The following is a 22,503-nucleotide window of genomic DNA, read 5'->3' as shown; positions in this document are numbered from 1 at the left end:
ATTATGGATGTGTAAACATCTGGACGGCTAAATGAGGAATTAACGATGGCGATTGTGAATCACACACTGGGTTTTCCGCGCGTTGGACTACGCCGTGAACTGAAAAAAGCGCAGGAAAGCTATTGGGCAGGTAACGCGACACAGGAAGAGTTGCTGACCGTTGGACGTGAGCTGCGTGCGCGTCATTGGCAACAACAGAAGGATGCTGGCGTTGATCTGCTGCCAGTGGGTGATTTCGCCTGGTACGACCATGTACTGACGACGAGTCTGCTGCTGGGTAACGTACCAGCGCGTCATCAGAATGAAGATGGCTCGGTCGATCTGGACACGCTGTTCCGCATTGGTCGTGGACGTGCGCCAACTGGGCAACCTGCCGCGGCGGCAGAAATGACTAAGTGGTTTAACACCAATTATCACTACATGGTGCCGGAATTCACCAAAGGGCAGCAGTTCAAGCTGACCTGGACACAACTGCTGGATGAAGTTGATGAAGCGCTGGCGCTGGGCCATAAAATTAAGCCTGTGCTGTTAGGCCCGGTTACCTACCTGTGGTTAGGTAAAGTGAAAGGCGAACAGTTTGATCGTCTGTCACTGTTGCAGGATATTCTGCCGGTTTATCAGCAGGTGCTGGCTGAATTGGCAAAACGCGGCATTGAGTGGGTGCAGATCGATGAACCTGCGCTGGCGCTGGAACTGCCGCAAGAGTGGCTGGCCGCGTTTAAACCGGCTTACGATGCGCTGCAAGGTCAGGTGAAACTGCTGCTGACGACCTATTTCGATAGCGTTAGCCAGAATCTGGAAACCATCAAAGCGCTGCCAGTTCAGGGGCTGCATATCGATCTGGTTCACGGTAAGGATGATGCTGCTACGCTGAATGCCCAACTGCCTGCTAACTGGGTATTGTCTCTGGGTGTGATTAACGGTCGTAATGTATGGCGTGCTGACCTGAGCAGTTGGTTCGAGCGTTTGCAACCGCTGGTGGGGACGCGCGATCTGTGGCTGGGAAGTTCATGCTCACTGCTGCATAGCCCTATCGATCTGAGTGTGGAAGTGCGTCTGGATGATGAGGTGAAAAGCTGGTTTGCCTTTGCTATTCAGAAATGTGCGGAGCTGTCACTGCTGTCTCAGGCACTGAACAGCGGGAACGGTCAGGCACTAGAAGCCTACAGCGCGCCGATTCGCGCCCGCCGTACCTCGACCCGTGTGAATAACGCCGCTGTTGCACAGCGTCTGGCGGCCATCACCTCGCAGGACAGTCAGCGTAAGAACGCCTATTCAGTGCGTGCCGACGCTCAACGCGAGCGCTTTAATCTGCCAGCATGGCCAACAACCACGATTGGTTCTTTCCCGCAAACCACCGAAATTCGCGGCCTGCGTCTGGATTTCAAACAGGGTCGTCTGGATGGTAATAACTACCGTACTGGTATTGCCGAGCATATCAAGCAAGCCGTGGTTGAGCAGGAGAGTCTAGGTCTGGACGTACTGGTACACGGTGAAGCCGAACGTAACGACATGGTGGAATACTTCGGTGAGCATCTGGATGGGTTTGTCTTTACCCAGAATGGCTGGGTGCAGAGTTACGGTTCTCGCTGTGTGAAGCCGCCAGTCATCATTGGTGACGTGAGTCGCCCAGAAGCGATCACCGTTGAGTGGGCGAAATACGCACAGTCTCTGACTGACAAACCGATGAAAGGCATGCTGACAGGTCCGGTGACGATCCTGTGCTGGTCTTTCCCGCGTGAAGACGTCACTCGGGAAACCATCGCTAAGCAGATTGCGCTGGCGCTGCGTGATGAAGTAGCCGATTTGGAAGCCGCAGGCATTGGCATCATTCAGATTGACGAACCAGCGCTGCGTGAAGGTCTGCCTCTGCATCGTTCGGATTGGGATGCTTATCTGGCTTGGGCTGTGGATGCCTTCCGTCTGAATGCCGCTGTGGCGAAAGATGATACGCAGATCCATACCCACATGTGTTATTGCGAGTTCAACGACATCATGGATTCTATTGCCGCTCTGGATGCAGACGTGATTACGATTGAAACCTCTCGCTCCGATATGGAGTTGCTGGAGTCGTTTGAAGAGTTCGAATACCCGAATGAAATCGGTCCAGGCGTTTATGATATCCACTCTCCGAACGTACCGAGCGTGGAATGGATGGAAGCCCTGCTGAAGAAGGCGGCACAGCGTATTCCTGCTGAACGCCTGTGGGTAAACCCAGACTGTGGTCTGAAAACGCGTGGCTGGCCGGAAACGCGTCAGGCTCTGGCGAATATGGTTCAAGCAGCACAGCGTCTGCGTGAAACTCAGTAATGTTTAATTGCTGGTGAAATCGGGGAGGCGATGGCCTCCCCGATTTTTTTACCGCTGACTAATAGATAAAATACGTATTATTTCTTTTAACCCCGATTGTTTATTATTTCCTCGTCAATACTTCTCCCTTCCTGAAAAAAAATGCCGTTATCTTTATTTTAATAAAATCGCATTGCCTCCCATTTTTTCTGCATCGATGGGGCGGTTATTCGTCGAAAATGAATATTTTCATGTTGTTGGTATCTCTATTTTCGACGGCTTTAATCGATATCGTTATAAAGCTCAGAAATCTTGTGCCGATAAGGTAAACGGCATGGATGCAGCTCAGGATGTGAGGTTGTTTGTATTTTTTTATGTTTTATTTACGTTGAAAACACAACTGTAATTACTCTCTTATGGGTATTTTTATATACCCATAAAGCCTATTTATTTTTCCGAAAAACAATTATTTCCCCACTCTGCGACGTTATTAGACGATGACTGTGCGCAGTAATCATTATTATGTATTACCTAAAAGGAGTGAGATGTGAATTTAGCGAATTGGCGTATTGGCTATCGATTGGGTGGCGGATTTGCCATCTTGATTCTGATGTTGTTTACCGTGAGTATTTTTTCTCTGTCTAAACTGTCCGGCTTTCAGGATGGTGCCAGAGATATCGTCAAAGAGGTTTATCCACAAACGGTGGACGCGAATGACCTCATCGATAACGTTAATGGGCATTTTGTCGCTTATTTGCAGATGATGCTGGTATCCGGTAAGGAACAGCGTCAGGGGTATGTCGATCGGATCATGGCGTACCGCAAGGAGATTGGCCGCCTGCTTGATAATCTGGAACGCAATGTTTCAGGAGAACTTTCTCGTAAACAGGTAGGGACTATCCGTGTACTGCGTGCCGAGTTCATAAAATCCGGTGATAAAATTATTAGTGATGCGTTGGCGGGTAATAACGACGTCGCCGTAGAGGAATTCAATAGCAACCTGAATGTGATTCAACGCAAGTACCGTGATTCGGTGAAACAGTTGGTGAATTACCAAAATGATGCGATGGATAATTCTGTCGAGACCATGGCTGAGGTGTATAACAATACTCGCATGATTTTGCTGATTATTTTGGCTATGGGTGCTGTATTTGGGGCGCTGATTGCCTGGGCGATCACGCGTAGCGTAACCCGACCGATCGAGCAGGCTTTGCAAGTGGCAGACCGAGTGGCGCAGGGCGACCTGACCTCACGTATCACGGTGACCAACAAGGATGAAACTGGATTGCTGCTGCAATCGTTGGATCGTATGAACACCAGCCTGAGCTCGATTGTCGGTCAGGTGCGCGATGGTGCCGAAACGATTTCGACAGCGGCATCGCAAATTACGGCAGGGAATCAGGATCTGTCATCGCGCACTGAAGAACAGGCGAGTTCGCTGGAAGAAACGGCGGCTTCAATGGAACAGTTGGCGTCCACCATTAAAAACACCGCGGAAAATACCCAGCAGGCGACGGAGATTGCTAATAAGGCGACCGGTGCTGCCAAACAAAGCGGCGATGTCATGCTTTCTGTTACGCAGAAAATGCGCGGTATTCGTGATTCGTCTCAGCGTATGGCGGAGATCATCGGTGTGATTGATGGCATTGCGTTCCAGACCAATATTCTGGCACTTAATGCGGCAGTTGAAGCGGCGCGTGCGGGCGAACAAGGGCGTGGTTTTGCGGTAGTAGCGGGAGAAGTCCGTTCACTGGCACAGCGCAGTGCAACCGCCGCACGGGAGATCAAGGATTTGATCGATGACTCCGTGAGCAAAATTCGTGAAGGCATGGATCTTGTTGATACCGCTGAAGAAACGATGGGGGGATTAACGGCCCACGTGAGGGATGTACACGGCATCATCAGTGAGATTTCACAAGCCAGCCGTGAACAGAGCGACGGAATTAACCAGATGAATTTGGCGATTGGACAGATTGATACCACGACGCAGCAAAACGCCGCTCTGGTTGAAGAGTCTGCTTCTGCGGCATTGTCTCTGCAATCGCAGGCCTCGGTTCTGGCGGAAGCGGTAAGCGCGTTTAAAATACCATCGTATAGTCAGGGTAACGCTGGCTCTTATGCTCCGATGGCGATGAGCACACCAACGCTGTCTCTGGCGCTGGCAAGGAAAGAGTAAGTTTACCGCCATCAATTGGCGGTGTTGCAGTGCAACGTCTGCTTCATCAGGGGGGCAATTACCTCCCTGATTCCGCTACTTCTATATAGAGTAAATATAGTTTTTTCTCTTCTTATTCAGCTTGTTATCCTATTTTAATAAATATTCTCATCTCTTTATTTTTAATATCAAATATGTCTGACTATTCTTTTATGTAACTGAAAGGTTATTTATGTTAATTCTTGGTGGGTTAACCTGTGATTTTTCCGATCGAAACGTAGATTTTGATAGTTATAATCTATTTATTGTTTACTTTTGAATGATTTGAACGATCAAATTGTAAAGATAAGAAACAAGTTGCCGATAAAATGAATAACACAGGAACGGCTATGGATGCACGAATACGAAGAAGGACGCTCATCATCTCACCTCGATAATGTCTCTGCGGTCTTATTAATCGTATTTGTATCACTGTTAGATTTATTGCCACTTTTGCACCTCAACACCTGAGGGAAACTATTTGATTTTTGATCGCGCCTCTCTTGATGAGAGCGTGCGTAAAAATGCCTGCCTCAAGGTATCTCTGGCGTATCAGAGGGGAATGGATTTTTCCCCCCCTTCAGGTCGCCAGCCATTCTCCGCCCTGTGGTTTCATCAAGATGCGACATGTGCGCAATTGACATTGCTATGTATAACCTAAAAGGAGTGAGACATGAATTTAGCAAACTGGCGTATTGGCTATCGACTGGGAGCTGGATTTGCCATCCTGATTTTGATGTTGTTCGTCGTGAGCATTTTTTCTCTGTCCAAGCTATCTGGCTTTCAGGATGGTGCCAGAAGTATCGTGAAGGATGTTTATCCACAGACGGTGGATGCCAATAATCTCATCGATAATGTCACGAGTATCTTAGTGGCGTACCAACGACTGATGCTGGTTTCGGGCGAGGATAAAATCAAGGAAAACGTCGATCGTGTGAATGCGTTCCGTCAGGAAATTGGTCGTCTGCTGGATAAACTGGACAGCCAAACCGTTGAAGAGCGTTCGGTCACTCAGCTACGTACCATCCGCGCAATTCGCACTGAGTTTCTGAAATCTGGCGATAAAATCATTAGCGAAGTGGTGGCAGGCAATCGGGAAGCTGCGATTGAGGAATTCAATAACAACCTGAATGTGGTTCAGCGCCAATACCGTGACGCGGTGAATCAGTTAGTGGACTACCAAGATGATGCGATGGACACCTCCGTTGAAGCGATGGCTGAGGTATACAGCGAAACGCGTATTATTCTGCTGCTTATTCTGGCACTCAGTGCCGTATTGGGGGGCGTGATTGCCTGGTCGATCACGCGCAGCGTAACCCGGCCGATACAGCAGGCTTTGCAAGTGGCAGACAGAGTGGCACAGGGTGACCTGACCTCACGTATCACTGTTACCAGCAAAGATGAAACGGGACAACTGCTGCAATCGTTGGATCACATGAACACTAGCCTGAGTACGATTGTCGGGCAGGTACGTGACGGGGCGGAAACAATCTCGACGGCAGCTTCGCAGATCGCCGCAGGTAATCAGGATCTGTCATCACGCACTGAAGAGCAGGCCAGCTCACTGGAAGAAACGGCAGCATCGATGGAACAGCTGACCTCCACCATTAAAAATACGGCGGAAAACACGCAGCAGGCGACAGACATCGCGAATAAAGCCTCTGGTGCTGCGAAGCAAAGCGGTGACGTTATGGTTTCTGTGACGCAGAAAATGCGCGGCATTCGTGATTCATCCCAGCGTATGGCGGAGATCATTGGCGTCATTGATGGCATTGCGTTCCAGACCAATATTCTGGCGCTGAACGCGGCGGTTGAGGCGGCGCGTGCGGGCGAGCAAGGGCGTGGTTTTGCAGTGGTGGCGGGGGAAGTGCGTTCTCTGGCACAGCGCAGTGCGACAGCCGCACGTGAGATCAAGGATTTGATCGATGACTCCGTGAGCAAAATTCAGGAAGGCATGTCGCTGGTGGATACCGCCGAAGAAACGATGAGCGGCTTAACGGGCTATGTGCGCGATGTGAATGAGATTATCAGTGAAATCTCGCAGGCTAGTCGTGAACAGAGCGATGGGATTAACCAGATGAACCTGGCGGTTGGGCAAATTGATACCACGACCCAACAGAATGCGGCTCTGGTTGAAGAATCTGCCTCTGCGGCTCTTTCTCTGCAAGCACAGGCCTCTGTTCTGGCTGAATCGGTGAGCGCATTTAAACTTCTGTCGTATGGCAACGGCAAAACGGCTTCTTACGCATCGGCACCAACGCGTACGCCAACACTGTCCTTAGCGCCAGCAGCGTCGAAAGACCAGAGCAATAACGGCGACTGGACGACGTTCTAAGACTGGCTTGATAACATGTTAAACACAAACGCCACCGTTGTTCGGTGGCGTTTTAGATCGTAGATAAAAACGAAAATGTGTGATGGTGTTACGCCACACCGTTTTTCTGGAACCACGCCAGCATACGCTGCCAGCCGTCTTGTGCGGATTCTGCATGATAGCTAGGCCGATAATCGGCATGGAAAGCATGACCGGCATCGGGGTAGACGATGATATCTGCCGCCGCATTGGCCGCGCGTAACGCCTGCCGCATGATATCAACCTGTGCCAACGGAATCCCTTCGTCCTTCGCGCCATATAACCCCAGCACAGGGGCTTCCAATTCCGTTGCAATATCGACCGGATGTTTGGGGCTATTCAGCGTTTTCTCACCTGTAAACTTACCGTACCAGGCAACGCCCGCCTTGAGCTGCGGGTTGTGCGCGGCGTAGAGCCAGGTGATGCGTCCACCCCAACAGAAACCGGTGATCGCCAGTTTACTGGCATCGCCGCCCTGTTTAATCGCCCAGTTTGCCGTGTGATCAAGATCGGACAGCACCTGCGTATCAGGCACCTTATAAACCAGCTCGGTCAGGATTTGCTGAATGTCGTGATATTGGCTGGGGTCGCCCTGACGAAAATACAGCTCTGGCGCAATGGCCATATAGCCCAGTTTAGCCAGCCTGCGGCAAACGTCCTGAATGTGTTGATGAACGCCGAAAATCTCCTGCACCACCAGAATGATAGGAAGCGGCTTATCATGATTTGCTGGTCTGGCGATATACGCGGGCAACTGTTCACCCTGAGAAGAAATGGTGGTTTCACTGGCAATGATACCGACAGAATCCGTGGTAATGATGGAGGAGGTCTGCGGTTCTACTGCCGGGGATAGCCCCTGGGGAAGATGTTTGAAGGTGGTCTGTTCATCAGTCTTCATTACGCGCTCTCCTGTTATCGATGAATAGTTATGTCTACAGCGTGTTGAGATAGTCTTCGAAGCGTTTCCCTTTCTCTGGCCTGAAGTATAGGCCGATCTCTGCCACTGAAGTGATGTTATCGACCCTTAGATTGCGAAAGTCTGAGCGAGTTTCACACCATATCGTGAGTAACCACACGGCATCAAACAGGGTTAAACCGAGAGGGCGGGCGACTCTATCGCTCTTTCTTCCTTGCAGATCAACATAGGCAATACGTAGTTGAAGTTTGTTACGGATGGCGAGGCGAAGAAAGGCCAGGTGCTTAGTTGCCTTCTCATTTTCCTCGGTATGTCGGGAAACTGCCCTGAGAGGAAGCGACTTATAACTATCCGATTTTTTGACATCTATCACGGCGCTGATTTTTGCCGAAACGCGGCTGGCTGCTGCGGAGAGAATATCATCGCCTCGAGCACCGATCAGCCGCATTCCCAGCATAATGGCGTCCAGTTCATCAGGGTCAAAATTAAGTGGAGGAAGGAAGTAATCTTTTTCAAGTATGTAACCGAGTCCCGATTCACCACGAATAGGCGCACCGATGGTTTGTAGCGCCGCCATGTCCCTGTAGATCGTTCGGACTGATACATTTAACGCTTGAGCTAATATTTCCGCTGATACTGGGTGTATACGGCCGCGAAGATGATCAAGTAAAGAGAATAGCCGAATAGTTTTCATGAGAAGAGATTACACCACCCTGACAAGTTCTGTCAGGGTGGTGTAATACGATTCAGACTTCATATCATCATGATAACGGAGTTCATAATGGCTACCCCATGTTACGAAATCGTCACTTACACGGTGAAAACCCAGCAAGAGGCGGATTCAGCGCGCTTATCAGCACAACGTCTGCTAAAGCATTTCCCAGGATTTATCGACTGGATCGCATTTTCAGGCGTCGATATCTCCGCCGAACGTGTCGATCTTGTGGTGTGGAATAGTTTTGAAGAAGCACGGGCTGCGGCAAAAGCGGTTGAAAGCCAACCTGAATTTTCCAGTTTCAGATCTTCTGTCAGTGGGTTGCACAGTATGGGGCACTACACCGTGCAAATGGCGAACGCACCGTCAGTAAAAATAAGAGGCGGTGTCGAAATAGGACGATTTCGTCTAAAGCAGGGTATTCAGGAGAGTGACATGCGTCATGCTTATAATCAGATGGTAGAACGTCACCTTTCATTTCAGCCAGGCTGGAAAAGTCAGCATTTAGTCAGTCTGGATAATGGCATTTTTATTGATCTCGCCTTTGCCGACAATCAACAGTGCGCAGAAGCGATTTGTGCGTCTTGGCAGGGGCAAGCTCTATGTGATGCCTTCCTGGGAATGATTGAACCGGAGAGTATTGAGTTTGGTTCGTTGTCGTAACTGATGAGGTTAAAGAATCTACACTAGAAGGCAATTAATCGGCAAAAATGAATTTCCCATCTTATAAAAGGTGATTCAAGTCACATTTTTTATGTATGTTGATGTTTGTTTCTTTTTTATAGGTGATGCCCATCACTTAAAAGAACGTAATGATGCGCTAGAGTCTTTAATTGGACGGACGCTGACAGACTGCTACAAGCAGCATAGATAAGGCGTTCGGCGCGATTTCTCTGAATACCCAATTGATTGCCCGGGAGGCAGTTATGTCTACATCTGATGTGTTCCATCTTGGTCTGGTCAAGAACGATTTACAGGGTGCGACGCTGGCTATCGTGCCCGGCGATCCTGAGCGTGTCGAAAAAATTGCTCGCCTGATGGATAACCCGGTACATCTGGCATCACACCGTGAATTTACGTCCTGGCGTGCTGAGCTGGACGGCAAAGCGGTGATTGTCTGCTCGACAGGTATTGGTGGGCCGTCAACGTCAATCGCGGTAGAAGAACTGGCACAACTTGGCATTCGTACTTTCCTACGTGTGGGTACAACGGGGGCGATTCAGTCCGGCATCAACGTCGGTGATGTATTGGTTACCACCGCAGCCGTCCGTCTTGACGGTGCGAGCCTGCACTTTGCGCCGATGGAATTCCCAGCCGTTGCTGATTTTGGTTGTACCACTGCGTTGGTGGAAGCGGCGAAGGCGTCGGGTGCGGCATTGCACGTTGGCATCACGGCATCTTCCGATACGTTCTATCCTGGTCAGGAACGCTATGACACCTTTTCTGGACGCGTGGTACGTCGCTTCCGCGGTTCGATGGAAGAGTGGCAGAGCATGGGCGTACTGAACTATGAAATGGAATCTGCCACGCTGCTGACCATGTGTGCAAGTCAGGGGCTAAAAGCGGGCATGATCGCGGGAGTGATCGTGAACCGTACCCAGCAGGAAATTCCAGATGCGGCGACCATGAAGCTGGCCGAAACCACCGTCATCAAGGTGTTGCTGGATGCCACTCGCCGTTTGTTAGCGGCTGAATAAACACAAAAGTTGCTGTTATTTTGGGCTGGCCATCGCAGAGACCAGCCTTTATCCTAATCACTTGTTCTGGTTTATTGGGTTAACCTGCGACGCGCTCTGCGTGTGTAATACGGTTGCCTTGCTCGCCTTTCAACCTCGCAAGGAGATGTATGACCGAACCAACGTTGCTTCATCCCTCTTTATTACCGCTGGACGGCGGAATCAACTTCCGTGATTTAGGTGGTAATCGGGCTGCTGACGGGCGGCTTATCCGACACGGCAAACTTTTTCGCTCCGGCTCGCTGGATCTGTTGAGTCAGGCTGACTGTGAACATCTTGCTGGCGTGCCGATTTCTCATGTAGTGGATTATCGGGATGCCGATGAAATTGAGCAGAAGCCCGATATATTGTGGACGGGTGCCAATTATCACGCCTATCCGGCCAATCCATTACGCCACGAAGTGACAGCCAATCTGGATTCGCTGGGATCTGATGTGCTGGCGGCCTTTGATTCCCGAGCGTTTATGTTAGAGCTTTATCGCCGATTGCCTTTCAATAATTCTGCTTATAAAGAGCTGGTTTCGCTGCTATTACGGCCGGATGAGGGCGGGCTGGTACAGCACTGCGCAGTGGGTAAAGATCGCACGGGTATCGGTTCGGCGCTGGTGATGTTTGCGCTGGGGGCAGATGAGCAAACCGTGATGGAAGATTACCTGCTTACGGACACGACGCTGACGCCATTCCGCCAGAAGTTGCTGACGCATTTGTCGGAAACGCTGAATGAGAAAGCGCTTGGGCAGTTCTCTTATGTGCTGTCGGTGCAGGAAGAGTTCATCGTGACGGCGTTGCAGGCTATCTATGAACGACACGGTTCGATCGATAGTTGGCTTGAGGTGGAATACGGTCTGGATAATCGTGCGAGAAATTATTTGCAGGATAAATACTTAGCGTGAAGTTTTCGTTTTAGGCCGGTCAAGTGACCGGCCTTTGTTTCCACTTCTGTTTAGCTTTTGCTGCTTGGGTAATTAGCCCGTATTACGCATACCTGCTGCGACACCAGCGATAGTTACCATCAACGCCAGCTCCAAATCGGCATCCGGTTGTTCCTGCTGACGTGAACGATGCAACAGTTCGGCCTGCAACACGTTCAGGGGATCGGTATAAACGTTACGCAGTGCGATTGACTCGGCAATCCATGGCAGATCCGCCATCAGGTGATCGTCGTTGGAGATCGCCAGCACGATATTGATGTCGGCGGCTAACTGGTCGCGCAGTTGCTTCCCTAACGGCCACAGCTTCTCTTCTACCAAGCGCTGATCGTAATACTCCGCCAGCCACAGGTCAGCCTTGGCGAACACCATCTCCAGCATACCGATCCGTGTCGAGAAGAACGGCCAGTCGCGGCACATGGTTTCCAACTGCTCCTGTTTGCCGTTATCTACCACTTTCTGTAGCCCAGCTCCGGCACCAAGCCATGCTGGCAGCATCAGACGGTTCTGCGTCCAGGCGAAAATCCACGGGATCGCACGCAGGCTTTCCACACCGCCGTTCGGACGACGCTTAGCCGGACGTGACCCTAGCGGCAGTTTACCCAGCTCCAGCTCCGGCGTAGCGGCGCGGAAGTAAGGAACGAAATCCGGGTTCTCACGAACGTATCCGCGGTACATATCGCAGGACACGCGGGACAGTTCATCCATCACTTCGTGCCATTCCTGTTTGGGTTCTGGCGGTGGCAGCAGGTTCGCTTCCAGAATTGCACCGGTATACAACGCCAGGCTGCTGATGGTGACTTCTGGCAGGCCGTATTTAAAGCGGATCATCTCGCCCTGTTCCGTCACGCGCAGGCCACCTTTCAGGCTGCCCGGCGGTTGTGACAACAGCGCAGCGTGAGCTGGTGCGCCACCGCGACCGATGGAGCCACCGCGTCCGTGGAACAGCGTCAGTGCGATGCCCGCTTTTTCACAGGTTTTGATCAGCGCGTCTTGCGCACGGTACTGTGCCCAGGATGCAGCCATCACGCCCGCGTCTTTCGCGGAGTCGGAATAACCGATCATGACCATCTGCTTGCCCTGAATAACGCCGCGATACCAGTCGATGCTCAGCAACTGTGTCATGACATCATCGGCGTTGTTCAGGTCGTCCAGTGTTTCAAACAGCGGTGCGACGGGCAGGGCAAACGGGCAACCCGCTTCTTTGAGCAGCAACTGAACGGCCAGTACGTCGGAAGGCGTGCGCGCCATTGAAATAACGTAAGCGGCAATCGAACCCTGTGGGGCTTTTGCGATCACCCGACAGGTATCCAACACTTCCTTAGTATCCGCACTCGGTTCCCAGTAACGCGGCAGCAGTGGGCGTTTGGAGCTGAGTTCGCGGATCAGGAAGGCCTGCTTATCAGATTCTGACCAGCTTTCGTAGTCACCCAGGCCCAGATAGCGGGTAATTTCAGCTATCGCGTCGGTGTGGCGGGTGCTCTCCTGACGGACATCGATGCGCACCAACGGTACGCCGAAGCAGCGTACGCGACGCAGCGTATCCAACAGGCGACCATCGGCGATGATGCCCATGCCACAGGCTTTCAGCGACTGATAGCAGGCGTGGAGTGGTTCCCACAGCTGCTCGTTGGTAATCAGTAAGTCTTTAGGTGGCAGACGTTCCTCACCCGTCAGGCGCGCTTCCAGATAGCTCAGCGTACTGCTCAACTGCGAACGCAGTGACTTCATGATGGCGCGGTACGGTTCCTGTACCTCGCTACCACCGGCACGCTCCAGCAGCTCCGGCGTACATTCGGACATCGACAGTTCGGAAACCAGTACCTGAATATCGCGTAGGAACAGATCGGCGGCTTTCCAGCGGCTGAGTAACAGCACATGGCGAGTGACTTCTGCTGTGACGTTTGGGTTACCGTCGCGGTCGCCGCCCATCCAGGAGGTAAAGCGTACGGGGACGGCATCAACCGGCAGACGGTAGCCGAAAGCCTGTTCCAGCTGTTCATCCAGTTCACGTAAAAACGCAGGCACACCTTCCCACAGGCTGTTTTCTACCACGGCGAAGCCCCATTTGGCTTCATCTACCGGCGTCGGGCGAATTTTGCGGATCTCATCGGTATGCCAGGACTGTGCGATCAACTGGCGCAGACGGCGCATGATCTGATTACGTTCATAATCAGCCAGATCGTTATGGTCGAGCTGCTTGAGGCAGGTATTCACTTCCACCAGTTTGTGGATCAGCGTCCGGCGGGTGATCTCGGTCGGGTGTGCGGTCAGCACCAGCTCGATCGACAGCGATTCCACGGCGTCACGGATATCTCGTTCGGTCAGATTTTTACTTTCTTTCAGGCGCTCAAAAGCGCTTGAAAGCTGTGCCGGGTTACTCGCCGCTTCACCGTGTGGTGAGATCGTATGGTATTGCTCAGCGGTATTGGTCAGGTTAAGGAACTGGCTGAATGCGCGAGCAACGGGCAACAGTTCATCGTTAGACAGGTTTTGCAGTGTGGTCAGCAACTCCTGACGATGTTTTTCATTACCTGCGCGGGATGACTTTGACAACTTGCGGATTGTTTCGACTTTATCAAGGATGTTTTCACCCAGTGCTTCCTTGATGGTATCGCCGAGTAGTTTGCCGAGCATACTGACGTTACTGCGCATTGCGGAATATTGTTCGTTCATAGTTACCCTGACCCATCCCTACCATTTTTGTAAGTTTATTTCACTTGACATATTTTGACGCACTGCCTCCATCTAGCCACGATAAGGCGAGTTCGTCAATTGACGATTCTTTCTTCTCCTTATTCTTTGTACTTGCATTGGTAAGGGCTTGGCAATTTGTGAAATTTAATTACAGAGGCGCGGATATTAGGGTTACTAATCAGAGAGGAAAGAGGGCGGGGCGCAGCGGCCCCGCGAGTGTGATTATGACTGCTTGGCGGCTCTGACAACCAGAATGTAGGTCAGAGTAAAAGAAAGCACGATAGCGATAGCCATGCCGGAAACGGCGTAGCTAAAGTACGGGCCGATATAGGCTGGCAGGCTGAAAATACTCGACAGAATGTAGCCATACAGCCGCACACCAAAGTACGCGATAAAGGCCGAGGCGATGGAACTGGCGACGGTGGCGGAGATAAACGCTTTTTTATACTTGGTCAGTACGCCGAAGAGTGCAGGTTCGGTAATACCGAGCAGCGCGGAAACCCCCGCAGACAGCACGACAGATTTGTCCTGACGGGTTTTGGCATGAAAGTAGATGGCAAATGTTGCGCCTGCAATCGCCATGTTGGCCATACACATCATTGGCATCAGCATATCAAAACCCTGATTGCTGAAATTTTGCAGTGCAATGGGCGTCATTGCGTGATGCATACCAGTCAGGATAGCGACAGGCCGAATCGCACCGACCACGAAACCAGCAAAGATAGACGACACATCGAACAGGCTCTGAATAAACAGTGCCAGCAGTTTGCCGAGATAGATCCCGAATGGCCCGATAACGGTGAGGGACACCAGCGCGGCGATAAACAGCGTCAGCGTTGGAGTAAATACAGTTTTCAGCACCGAAGGCATGATGTGGTCGACCCAACGGTGGATATAGCTCAGCGCCAACACGGAGAAAATGACCGGAATGACGCTGGCAGAGTAGTTGAACACCGAAATAGGCAGTACACCCATGAAGTAAAAAGCGCTGACTGCATCAGGGCTATGGTTGGCTAGTGCTTTCGCCGCTTCCATTAACGACGGGTACATCAGGCAGGCTGCGACAGCCGCTGCCAGATATTCGTTCGTTTTAAATATCCTGGCCGCTGAGATGGCGAGGAAGAAGGGTAAGAAATAGAACACGCCGCTGGCGATCAGATCGATAACGATCACGGTATCGGTTTTGGCAGACACGATTTTCAAGGCGATTAGCCCAGCGAGTAACCCTTTGATCATCCCCGCACCCGCAATGGCGGGCACGATCGGACCAAATACGCCAGAAACCGTATCCATGAACAGCGAAACCAGCCCTTTTTTCTGCTTCTGCACGTCTGGCTGCGCTGGCGCCGTGGAGGAAAGTGCTGTTGCGGGAGAAAGCTGTGCGCTCAGCAGTTCGTAATACTCGTTGACCTGTGGCCCGATAATAATCTGAAATTGCTCACTTTGGTGTTGAGCACCTAATATTCCTGGCAGATTCTTGATGGCCTCAGTTTGCACTTTACTTTCATCAATTAAATCAAACCGAAGCCGCGTCATGCAGTGCCAGACTTTATTAATATTTTCGTTTCCACCAACCAGTTTAATGATTGACTGAATAACGTCATTTTTTCCCATGGAATAAACCCCCAACATGACCTTATGTTATTTTTGGCCGAATTATTTCCTCAGATAGTAAAATCTTAAAAAATAAAAAACAAACCAATAAAACATGAGATTCATCACATGATTAGCCTGTAAGGGGGTATTTGTTGCCATTATTCAATAATTGGTCTGGTTTTTTTATCAATTCGATGACTTTTTCAAACCAAAATAATTCTTTTAAAGAATAGGTTTACAATAAAAGAAAAAATAAGTAGAAAACAAAAAAGAAACTGATTTTAGACTGTGTTTTTATCGGGTTTGACTATTCCGGTAATCGCACCGGAGGGTATTTTTGTGTTGCCGACAATAATTACTGATATTGAATGTCTTGTTACCCGCCCCGACCGCCATAATTTAGTGACGGTAGTGGTTCACACGGATAAAGGCGTTACGGGTTATGGGTGTGCGACCTTCCAGCAGCGCCCGCTCGCCGTAAAGGCGATGGTGGACGAGTACCTCAAACCGCTTTTAGTGGGAAGGGATGCTAACCATATCGAAGATCTGTGGCACATGATGATGGTCAATGCCTATTGGCGTAACGGGCCAGTTATCAACAATGCGGTTGCAGGCGTCGATATGGCGCTGTGGGACATCAAGGGCAAGCTGGCGGATATGCCGCTCTATCACCTGTTTGGTGGGAAATCTCGCGATGCAATCGCGGCCTACAGCCACGCTGCTAGCGATACGTTGGAGGGGCTCTATCAGGAAGTGGAACGGCTTTATACGCAGGGCTACCGCCATATCCGCTGTCAGTTAGGATTCTATGGTGGTAATCCCGATGCGCTGCATAGCACGAGGCAGCCAACGGAGGGAGCCTATTACGATCAAGATCAGTATATGGCTAACACGCTCGCTATGTTCCGTGCCTTGCGGGAGAAATACGGCGATCGTTTTCACATCTTGCATGATGTCCATGAGCGTCTGTTCCCGAATCAGGCCGTGCAGTTCGCCAAAGCAGTGGAAGTTTATCGCCCTTATTTTATCGAAGATATTTTGCCGCCTGCGCAAAACGAGTGGTTGGCGCAGATCCGCAGCCAGAGCGCTGTGCCGCTGGCGACTGGGGAGCTATTTAATAATCCTGCCGAGTGGCAGAATCTGGTGATTAATCGGCAGATTGATTTTATTCGCTGCCATGTTTCACAGATTGGCGGGATTACGCCAGCGCTGAAGCTGGGCGCTTTCTGTCAGAACTTTGGCGTTCGGTTGGCGTGGCACTGTCCGCCGGACATGACACCTATCGGCGCGGCGGTTAATATTCACCTCAATATCCACCTGCACAATGCTGCCATTCAGGAATTTGTCGCTTACCCAGAAAATACCCGCAAGGTCTTCCCGCAGGCGGTAGAGCCGGAGAATGGCTATTTGTATCCGATTGAGCGTCCCGGTATTGGCGTTGGTATCGATCTGGATGCGGCGCGGCAGTTCCCCGTGGTATATCGTCCGCACGAGTGGACGCAGAGTCGCCTGCCTGATGGCACGATGCATACGCCCTGAATCAGCGTTACGGTGATTGGCGGAAGGCCAGATTATCGAGGTTTAAGGGGATGACGTAGGTGCAGGTATAGTCTATGTCGATGATATCGCTCGATTCGTACACGCGACCGCCCTGTAAAATTCCGCGATTAAGAATATGCATTGCCGCCGTGCCTTTCTTGCAGCCCAACAGCTCAGCCTGCGCTTTGGTGACGTTAACCGCCTGATAGTGTGTCAGGTAGTGTGAAATCGAATAGCCCTTGCTGAGCACATACTGCTGAATAGAGCCTTCGATAATCTTCTGACTCATATCAGGGAAGTCTGCGGCAGGCATTTTCGATATTTCGATCTGCACCTTGCGATTATCGACATACCGTAATCGACTGAATTCCCAAATGAATGCATTTTCGCTGATAGCAAATACTTGCTGCTCCTCCCGGTTCGGCAGGCGTTTATGTAGGCTAAGCAGGCGGGATGAGATCTGAGTAAATTTCTTTTCGGTAATCGAGTTATAAACCAGCGGGTTGCTGCGCACGCCCTGATTAATGAAATTACCGGAGCCTTGCACCATATGGATTGCGCCGATACTGGCGAGCTTTTCCAGCGCCTGACGAATAGTAAAGCGTGACACGCCGTATTCTTCCGCCAACTGGCGTTCTGGTGGCAGCTTTTCCGGCAGCGGATCGGTGTGCTGATAGATTTTGCTTAGTAAATCCTGCGCGATGAAATCTTTCTTTTTCATGGGCGGTCTCAAAATGGCCTTGCCAGCGTGGCTGACAAGGCCGCTTGCGTTGGATCAGTGGTGGCAGAAGTGGTGAATAACCTGCGAGATCAGTTCCCGCGTCGGTTTGATAAACGCAGTATCGATATATTCATCCGGCTGGTGCGCCTGTTCGATCGATCCCGGCCCCAGAACTAGCGTTGGGCACAGCGTCTGAATAAATGGCGCTTCGGTGCAGTAGTTCACGATTTCCGTTTTCGTCCCCAGCAGATTTTCCACAACTGATACCAGACGGTGATCCGGCGGACATTCATAGCCAGGAATCGGCGGATGCAGTTCGCTGATGGTCAACCGACCCGGCCAGCGCTGGCTGACGGGCTCAAGCGCTTCAGACAGTAGTCCGTCCAGATCGTTAAGCGTAATACCCGGCAGTGGGCGAATATCCATATGCAATTCACAGCAGCCGCAGATGCGGTTAGCGGCATCACCACCGTGAATGTGTCCGAGGTTCATGGTCGGGTGAGGAATGTGGAAAATCGGGTTGTGATAGCGTTCCTGTAGGGTGTTACGCAGCACCAGCAGATGGGAAATTGCCTCGTGCATCAGTTCAATGGCGTTCACGCCGCGTGAAGGATCGCTGGAATGGCCGGACTGCCCCTGAATACGAATCGCGTTGGACATATGGCCTTTGTGCGCACGCACTGGTTGCAGCGAAGTGGGTTCGCCGATGATGGCGCAGTCTGGGCGAATCTGCGTGGATTCGGAGAAATACTTAGCGCCAGCCATCGTCGTTTCTTCATCCGCCGTCGCCAGCACATAGAGCGGTTTCGTGAGCTTGGTGGGATCAATATCGCGCAGGGCATCCAGAATAAAGGCAAAGAACCCTTTCATATCCGCGGTACCCAGACCGTATAGCTTGTTGTCGTGCTCGGTCAGCGTGAAAGGGTCGCGCGTCCATCGGCCATCATCAAACGGCACGGTGTCGGTGTGTCCTGCCAACAATAAGCCACCTTTTCCTTCACCAATCCGCGCCAGCATATTAAATTTATTGAGGGTGCCGGGGACCGGTTGGACTTCCACATGGAAGCCGAGATCGCCAAACCAGCCTGCCAGCAGGTTGATTAAGGTATGATTACTTTGATCGAGCGCGCTGTCGGTGGCACTGATGGACGGTGTGGCGATCAATGCCCGATATAGCTCAATAAAAGGGGGTAAATTCATCTTCACTGTTGACAGCCTCTGGTTAGGATAGTATCAATATTCATGCATTTATTTTGAATAAAAATACAATATTGCTCGGCGAAAGGAAACCCAAAGGTACGACGATGGCGATTCGTCACTTTCACTGAGTTTCGCGGGTGAACAGCGTACCGACGCTGGTGAGCCCGGTTACCTGTTCCATAGATAAATAAGAAGGTATACGGATCCCATGCTGAATACGCTGATTGTTGGTGCAAGTGGTTATACCGGCGCTGAGCTTGCGCTCTACCTGAACCGTCACCCACAGATGAACATAACCGCTTTGATGGTTTCTGCGCAAAGTGTCGATGCAGGAAAATTGATTTCTGATTTACATCCGCAGCTCAAAGGCATCATCGATGTACCGGTAAAACCGCTGACCGATGCGGAAGAAGCGGCGAAAGGCGTGGATGTCGTTTTTTTAGCGACCGACCACAAAGTTAGCCACGATCTGGCCCCTGTTTTTCTGGCGGCAGGCTGCACTGTTTTTGATTTGTCCGGCGCGTTTCGCGTACAGGATGCAGAATTTTATCGTCGCTATTATGGCTTCGAACATCAACACCCTGACTGGCTGGCAAAAGCGGTTTACGGGCTGGCGGAATGGCGTGCTGAAAGCGTAAAACAGGCACAGCTGATTGCCGTACCGGGTTGTTATCCGACGGCTGCGCAGCTGGCGCTGAAGCCGCTGTTGGACGCGCAACTGCTGAACTCAGCCCAGTGGCCAGTGATTAATGCCGTTAGCGGCGTGAGCGGGGCGGGGCGCAAAGCGTCGCTGACCAGCAGTTTCTGTGAAGTCAGCCTGCAACCGTACGGCATTTTCAACCACCGCCATGAGCCTGAAATTTCAACACATCTCGGTACGCCAGTGATCTTCACGCCGCATTTAGGCAACTTTGCCCGTGGCATTCTGGAAACCATCACCTGTCGCCTGCAACCGGGAGTAATCCAGCAGGATGTCGCTGAAGCCTATCACAACGCCTATCACGATAAGCCGCTGGTTCGTCTGTATGATAAGGGTGTCCCGGCGCTGAAATCCGTTGTCGGCCTGCCGTTCTGTGATATTGGTTTCGCCGTTGACGGTGAGCACCTCATCGTGGTGGCAACCGAAGATAACCTGCTGAAAGGCGCGGCGGCACAGGCTGTGCAATGCATGAACATTCGTTTTGGTTTCCCTGAAACCCAATCGTTAATTTAATGACTACTGGTCCCGACATTTCGAGGCGCAAAGCATAATGAATCCGTTAATTATCAAGTTAGGTGGCGTTTTACTGGATAGCGAAGAAGCGCTGGAGCGTCTGTTCACCGCGCTGGTGGCTTACCGTCAGGAGCATCAGCGTCCGCTGGTTATTGTGCACGGCGGTGGCTGTCTGGTGGACGAGTTGATGAAGAAACTGTCGTTGCCTGTTGTGAAGAAAAACGGCCTGCGCGTCACGCCAGCCGATCAGATTGACATCATTACCGGTGCGCTGGCGGGGTCAGCCAACAAAACGCTGCTGTCATGGGCGAAGAAGCATGACATCAACGCCGTTGGCCTGTGCCTGGGCGATGGCGGTAGTACGACAGTCACGCAGTTAGACGAAGCGCTGGGTTTTGTGGGTAAAGCGGAAGCGGGCTCACCTGCGCTGCTGAACACGCTGCTGTCTGCGGGTTATCTGCCTGTCGTTAGCTCCATCGGTATTACGGCGCAGGGTGACCTGATGAACGTCAACGCCGATCAGGCGGCAACGGCGCTGGCGCAAACGCTGGGCGCGGATTTAATTCTGCTGTCTGATGTTAGCGGTATTCTGGACGGTAAAGGTCAGCGTATTGCCGAAATGACGGCAGAGAAAGCCGAGCAGCTGATCGCCCAGGGCATCATCACTGACGGTATGATTGTTAAGGTCAACGCCGCGTTGGATGCCGCTCGTGCGCTGGGCCGCCCGGTTGATATCGCCAGCTGGCGTCATGCCGAGCAGTTACCTGCGCTGTTCAACGGCGTGGCGATTGGTACGCGTATTCTGGCGTAAGTCGTTTCTGGGTATGGCATGATGCGATACCAACATGAATTACATTTTTGGGAGTAAGGGTTATGGCTTTGTGGGGCGGTCGGTTTAGTCAGGCAGCAGATCAGCGTTTTAAACAATTTAATGACTCACTGCGGTTTGATTACCGTCTGGCGGAGCAGGACATCGTTGGCTCGATCGGCTGGTCTAAAGCGCTGGTGACGGTCAATGTGCTCAGCGCGCAGGAACAGCAACAGCTGGAACAGGCGTTGAATGCGCTGCTGGTTGAGGTGCAAGCCGATCCTGAGATGATCCTGCAAAGCGATGCAGAAGACATTCACAGTTGGGTTGAGCTGCGCCTGATCGAGAAAGTGGGCGATTTAGGTAAAAAGCTGCATACCGGTCGTAGCCGTAACGATCAGGTCGCAACCGACCTGAAATTGTGGTGCAAGGCGCAGATTGCAGAGCTGCTGCTGTCAGTACGCCAGCTGCGTCAGGCGCTGGTCACGACGGCAGAAGCGAATCAGGATGCCGTGATGCCAGGTTACACCCACTTGCAGCGCGCGCAGCCAGTGACGTTTGCACATTGGTGTCTGGCTTACCACGAGATGCTGGCGCGTGATGAAAGCCGTCTGGAAGATACGCTAAAGCGTCTGGATGTCAGCCCGCTGGGCTGTGGCGCACTGGCGGGAACGGCTTACCCTATCGACCGTGAGCAACTGGCTGGCTGGCTGGGATTCGCCTCCGCCACGCGCAACAGTCTGGACACGGTTTCCGATCGCGATCATGTGTTGGAACTGCTGTCCGATGCCTCGATCGGCATGATCCACCTGTCGCGTTTTGCCGAAGATCTGATCTTCTTCAACAGCGGTGAAGCGGCGTTTGTCGAGCTATCTGATCGTGTGACATCCGGTTCCTCTCTGATGCCACAGAAGAAAAATCCAGATGCACTGGAGCTGATTCGCGGTAAATGCGGTCGCGTACAGGGGGCATTGACCGGCATGATGATGACGCTTAAAGGCTTGCCTCTGGCGTATAACAAAGACATGCAGGAAGACAAGGAAGGGCTGTTTGACGCGCTGGATACCTGGCACGATTGCCTGATGATGGCGGGTCTGGTGCTGGAAGGCATTCAGGTTAAACGTCCGCGCTGTAAAGAAGCCGCCGAGCAAGGCTACGCCAACTCTACAGAGCTGGCAGACTATCTGGTCGCGAAAGGCGTTCCGTTCCGTGAAGCGCACCATATCGTGGGTGAAGCGGTGGTTGAAGCCATTCGTCAGGGCAAAGCGTTGGAAGCATTGCCACTGGCCGATCTGCAAAAATTCAGCGCTGTGATTGGTGAGGATGTCTACCCGATTCTGGCGTTGCAATCTTGCCTGGATAAGCGTGCAGCACAGGGTGGCGTGTCACCGCAGCAGGTCGCTAAAGCGATTAGTGATGCGAAGCAGCGCCTAGGCTAAGCATTACTGGAATAGGTCTAAGCTATACCTTCCATTCCCCCCAACGTGGTGTTTCACGTTGAGGGGAATTTCAGTGTTACCGATCTGATTCTTCTGCAAATTATCGTATGTCCATACTCATCTGGAATGCGGATCGCATTTTTCTGCTCAACCTACTC

16 protein-coding genes are annotated in these 22,503 nt (G+C 51.6%); 10 read left to right on the top strand and 6 right to left on the bottom strand.

Annotation, left to right across the window (positions count from 1 at the left end):
• The first annotated feature begins 45 nt into the window (after nucleotides 1-45).
• The 3 genes from metE (at nucleotide 46) to CLR69_RS20005 (ending at nucleotide 6,818) form a co-directional block, all read left to right on the top strand.
• Entirely contained in the window at nucleotides 46-2,310 is a 2,265-nt protein-coding gene (metE, locus tag CLR69_RS20015) for a 5-methyltetrahydropteroyltriglutamate--homocysteine S-methyltransferase (protein ID WP_129713137.1), read from the top strand.
• Nucleotides 2,311-2,836: 526 nt separating this feature from the next.
• The gene (locus tag CLR69_RS20010; RefSeq protein ID WP_129713138.1) at nucleotides 2,837-4,465 is read left to right on the top strand and encodes a methyl-accepting chemotaxis protein; all 1,629 of its coding nucleotides are present in this window, start codon (nucleotides 2,837-2,839) and stop codon (nucleotides 4,463-4,465) included.
• A gap of 691 nt (nucleotides 4,466-5,156) precedes the next feature.
• Entirely contained in the window at nucleotides 5,157-6,818 is a 1,662-nt protein-coding gene (locus CLR69_RS20005; RefSeq protein WP_129713139.1) for a methyl-accepting chemotaxis protein, read from the top strand.
• An 88-nt stretch (nucleotides 6,819-6,906) separates the two neighbouring features.
• Here CLR69_RS20005 and CLR69_RS20000 read toward each other — a convergent pair whose 3' ends face one another.
• Both CLR69_RS20000 and CLR69_RS19995 read right to left on the bottom strand, forming a co-directional pair.
• A complete protein-coding gene (locus CLR69_RS20000; RefSeq protein ID WP_129709035.1) occupies nucleotides 6,907-7,734 on the bottom strand; it encodes a dienelactone hydrolase family protein in 828 nt (275 codons plus the stop codon).
• 34 nt (nucleotides 7,735-7,768) lie between these two features.
• Nucleotides 7,769-8,446, bottom strand: coding sequence for a helix-turn-helix transcriptional regulator (locus CLR69_RS19995; protein WP_129713140.1), 678 nt, complete (start codon nucleotides 8,444-8,446; stop codon nucleotides 7,769-7,771).
• Between the two features lie 87 nt (nucleotides 8,447-8,533).
• Between CLR69_RS19995 and CLR69_RS19990 the strand changes: the two genes are divergently transcribed.
• The 3 genes from CLR69_RS19990 (at nucleotide 8,534) to CLR69_RS19980 (ending at nucleotide 11,096) form a co-directional block, all read left to right on the top strand.
• Nucleotides 8,534-9,130 (top strand): hypothetical protein, encoded by a 597-nt coding sequence (locus CLR69_RS19990; protein ID WP_129709029.1) that lies wholly within the window; start codon nucleotides 8,534-8,536, stop codon nucleotides 9,128-9,130.
• A gap of 263 nt (nucleotides 9,131-9,393) precedes the next feature.
• On the top strand, nucleotides 9,394-10,164 hold the full coding sequence (udp, locus tag CLR69_RS19985) for a uridine phosphorylase (RefSeq protein WP_010283777.1): 771 nt from the start codon (nucleotides 9,394-9,396) through the stop codon (nucleotides 10,162-10,164).
• Nucleotides 10,165-10,313: 149 nt separating this feature from the next.
• Complete coding sequence (locus CLR69_RS19980; RefSeq protein ID WP_129713141.1) at nucleotides 10,314-11,096, top strand: tyrosine-protein phosphatase; 783 nt, start codon at nucleotides 10,314-10,316, stop codon at nucleotides 11,094-11,096.
• A 72-nt stretch (nucleotides 11,097-11,168) separates the two neighbouring features.
• Here CLR69_RS19980 and ppc read toward each other — a convergent pair whose 3' ends face one another.
• Both ppc and CLR69_RS19970 read right to left on the bottom strand, forming a co-directional pair.
• Entirely contained in the window at nucleotides 11,169-13,808 is a 2,640-nt protein-coding gene (gene ppc / locus CLR69_RS19975) for a phosphoenolpyruvate carboxylase (RefSeq protein WP_129713142.1), read from the bottom strand.
• A 243-nt stretch (nucleotides 13,809-14,051) separates the two neighbouring features.
• Nucleotides 14,052-15,443, bottom strand: coding sequence for a PTS transporter subunit EIIC (locus CLR69_RS19970; RefSeq protein ID WP_129713143.1), 1,392 nt, complete (start codon nucleotides 15,441-15,443; stop codon nucleotides 14,052-14,054).
• Between the two features lie 321 nt (nucleotides 15,444-15,764).
• Between CLR69_RS19970 and CLR69_RS19965 the strand changes: the two genes are divergently transcribed.
• A complete protein-coding gene (locus tag CLR69_RS19965; RefSeq protein ID WP_129713144.1) occupies nucleotides 15,765-16,964 on the top strand; it encodes a starvation-sensing protein RspA in 1,200 nt (399 codons plus the stop codon).
• A gap of 7 nt (nucleotides 16,965-16,971) precedes the next feature.
• Here CLR69_RS19965 and CLR69_RS19960 read toward each other — a convergent pair whose 3' ends face one another.
• Together CLR69_RS19960 and argE are read right to left on the bottom strand one after the other, a co-directional pair.
• Complete coding sequence (locus tag CLR69_RS19960) at nucleotides 16,972-17,685, bottom strand: GntR family transcriptional regulator (protein ID WP_129709016.1); 714 nt, start codon at nucleotides 17,683-17,685, stop codon at nucleotides 16,972-16,974.
• Nucleotides 17,686-17,739: 54 nt separating this feature from the next.
• Nucleotides 17,740-18,891 (bottom strand): acetylornithine deacetylase, encoded by a 1,152-nt coding sequence (argE, locus tag CLR69_RS19955; protein WP_131535112.1) that lies wholly within the window; start codon nucleotides 18,889-18,891, stop codon nucleotides 17,740-17,742.
• Nucleotides 18,892-19,093: 202 nt separating this feature from the next.
• Here argE and argC point away from each other — a divergent pair, with 202 nt between their 5' ends.
• The 3 genes from argC (at nucleotide 19,094) to argH (ending at nucleotide 22,345) form a co-directional block, all read left to right on the top strand.
• Nucleotides 19,094-20,098, top strand: a complete 1,005-nt coding sequence (gene argC, locus CLR69_RS19950) for an N-acetyl-gamma-glutamyl-phosphate reductase (protein ID WP_129713145.1) — start codon at nucleotides 19,094-19,096, stop codon at nucleotides 20,096-20,098.
• Between the two features lie 37 nt (nucleotides 20,099-20,135).
• Nucleotides 20,136-20,909, top strand: a complete 774-nt coding sequence (gene argB / locus CLR69_RS19945) for an acetylglutamate kinase (protein ID WP_015731434.1) — start codon at nucleotides 20,136-20,138, stop codon at nucleotides 20,907-20,909.
• Nucleotides 20,910-20,971: 62 nt separating this feature from the next.
• Nucleotides 20,972-22,345, top strand: coding sequence for an argininosuccinate lyase (argH, locus tag CLR69_RS19940; protein ID WP_129709010.1), 1,374 nt, complete (start codon nucleotides 20,972-20,974; stop codon nucleotides 22,343-22,345).
• Nucleotides 22,346-22,503 lie beyond the last annotated feature (158 nt).

The organism is Pectobacterium zantedeschiae (assembly GCF_004137795.1).
GTDB lineage: Bacteria > Pseudomonadota > Gammaproteobacteria > Enterobacterales > Enterobacteriaceae > Pectobacterium > Pectobacterium zantedeschiae.
This window is presented reverse-complemented; position numbering and strand designations above follow the sequence as displayed.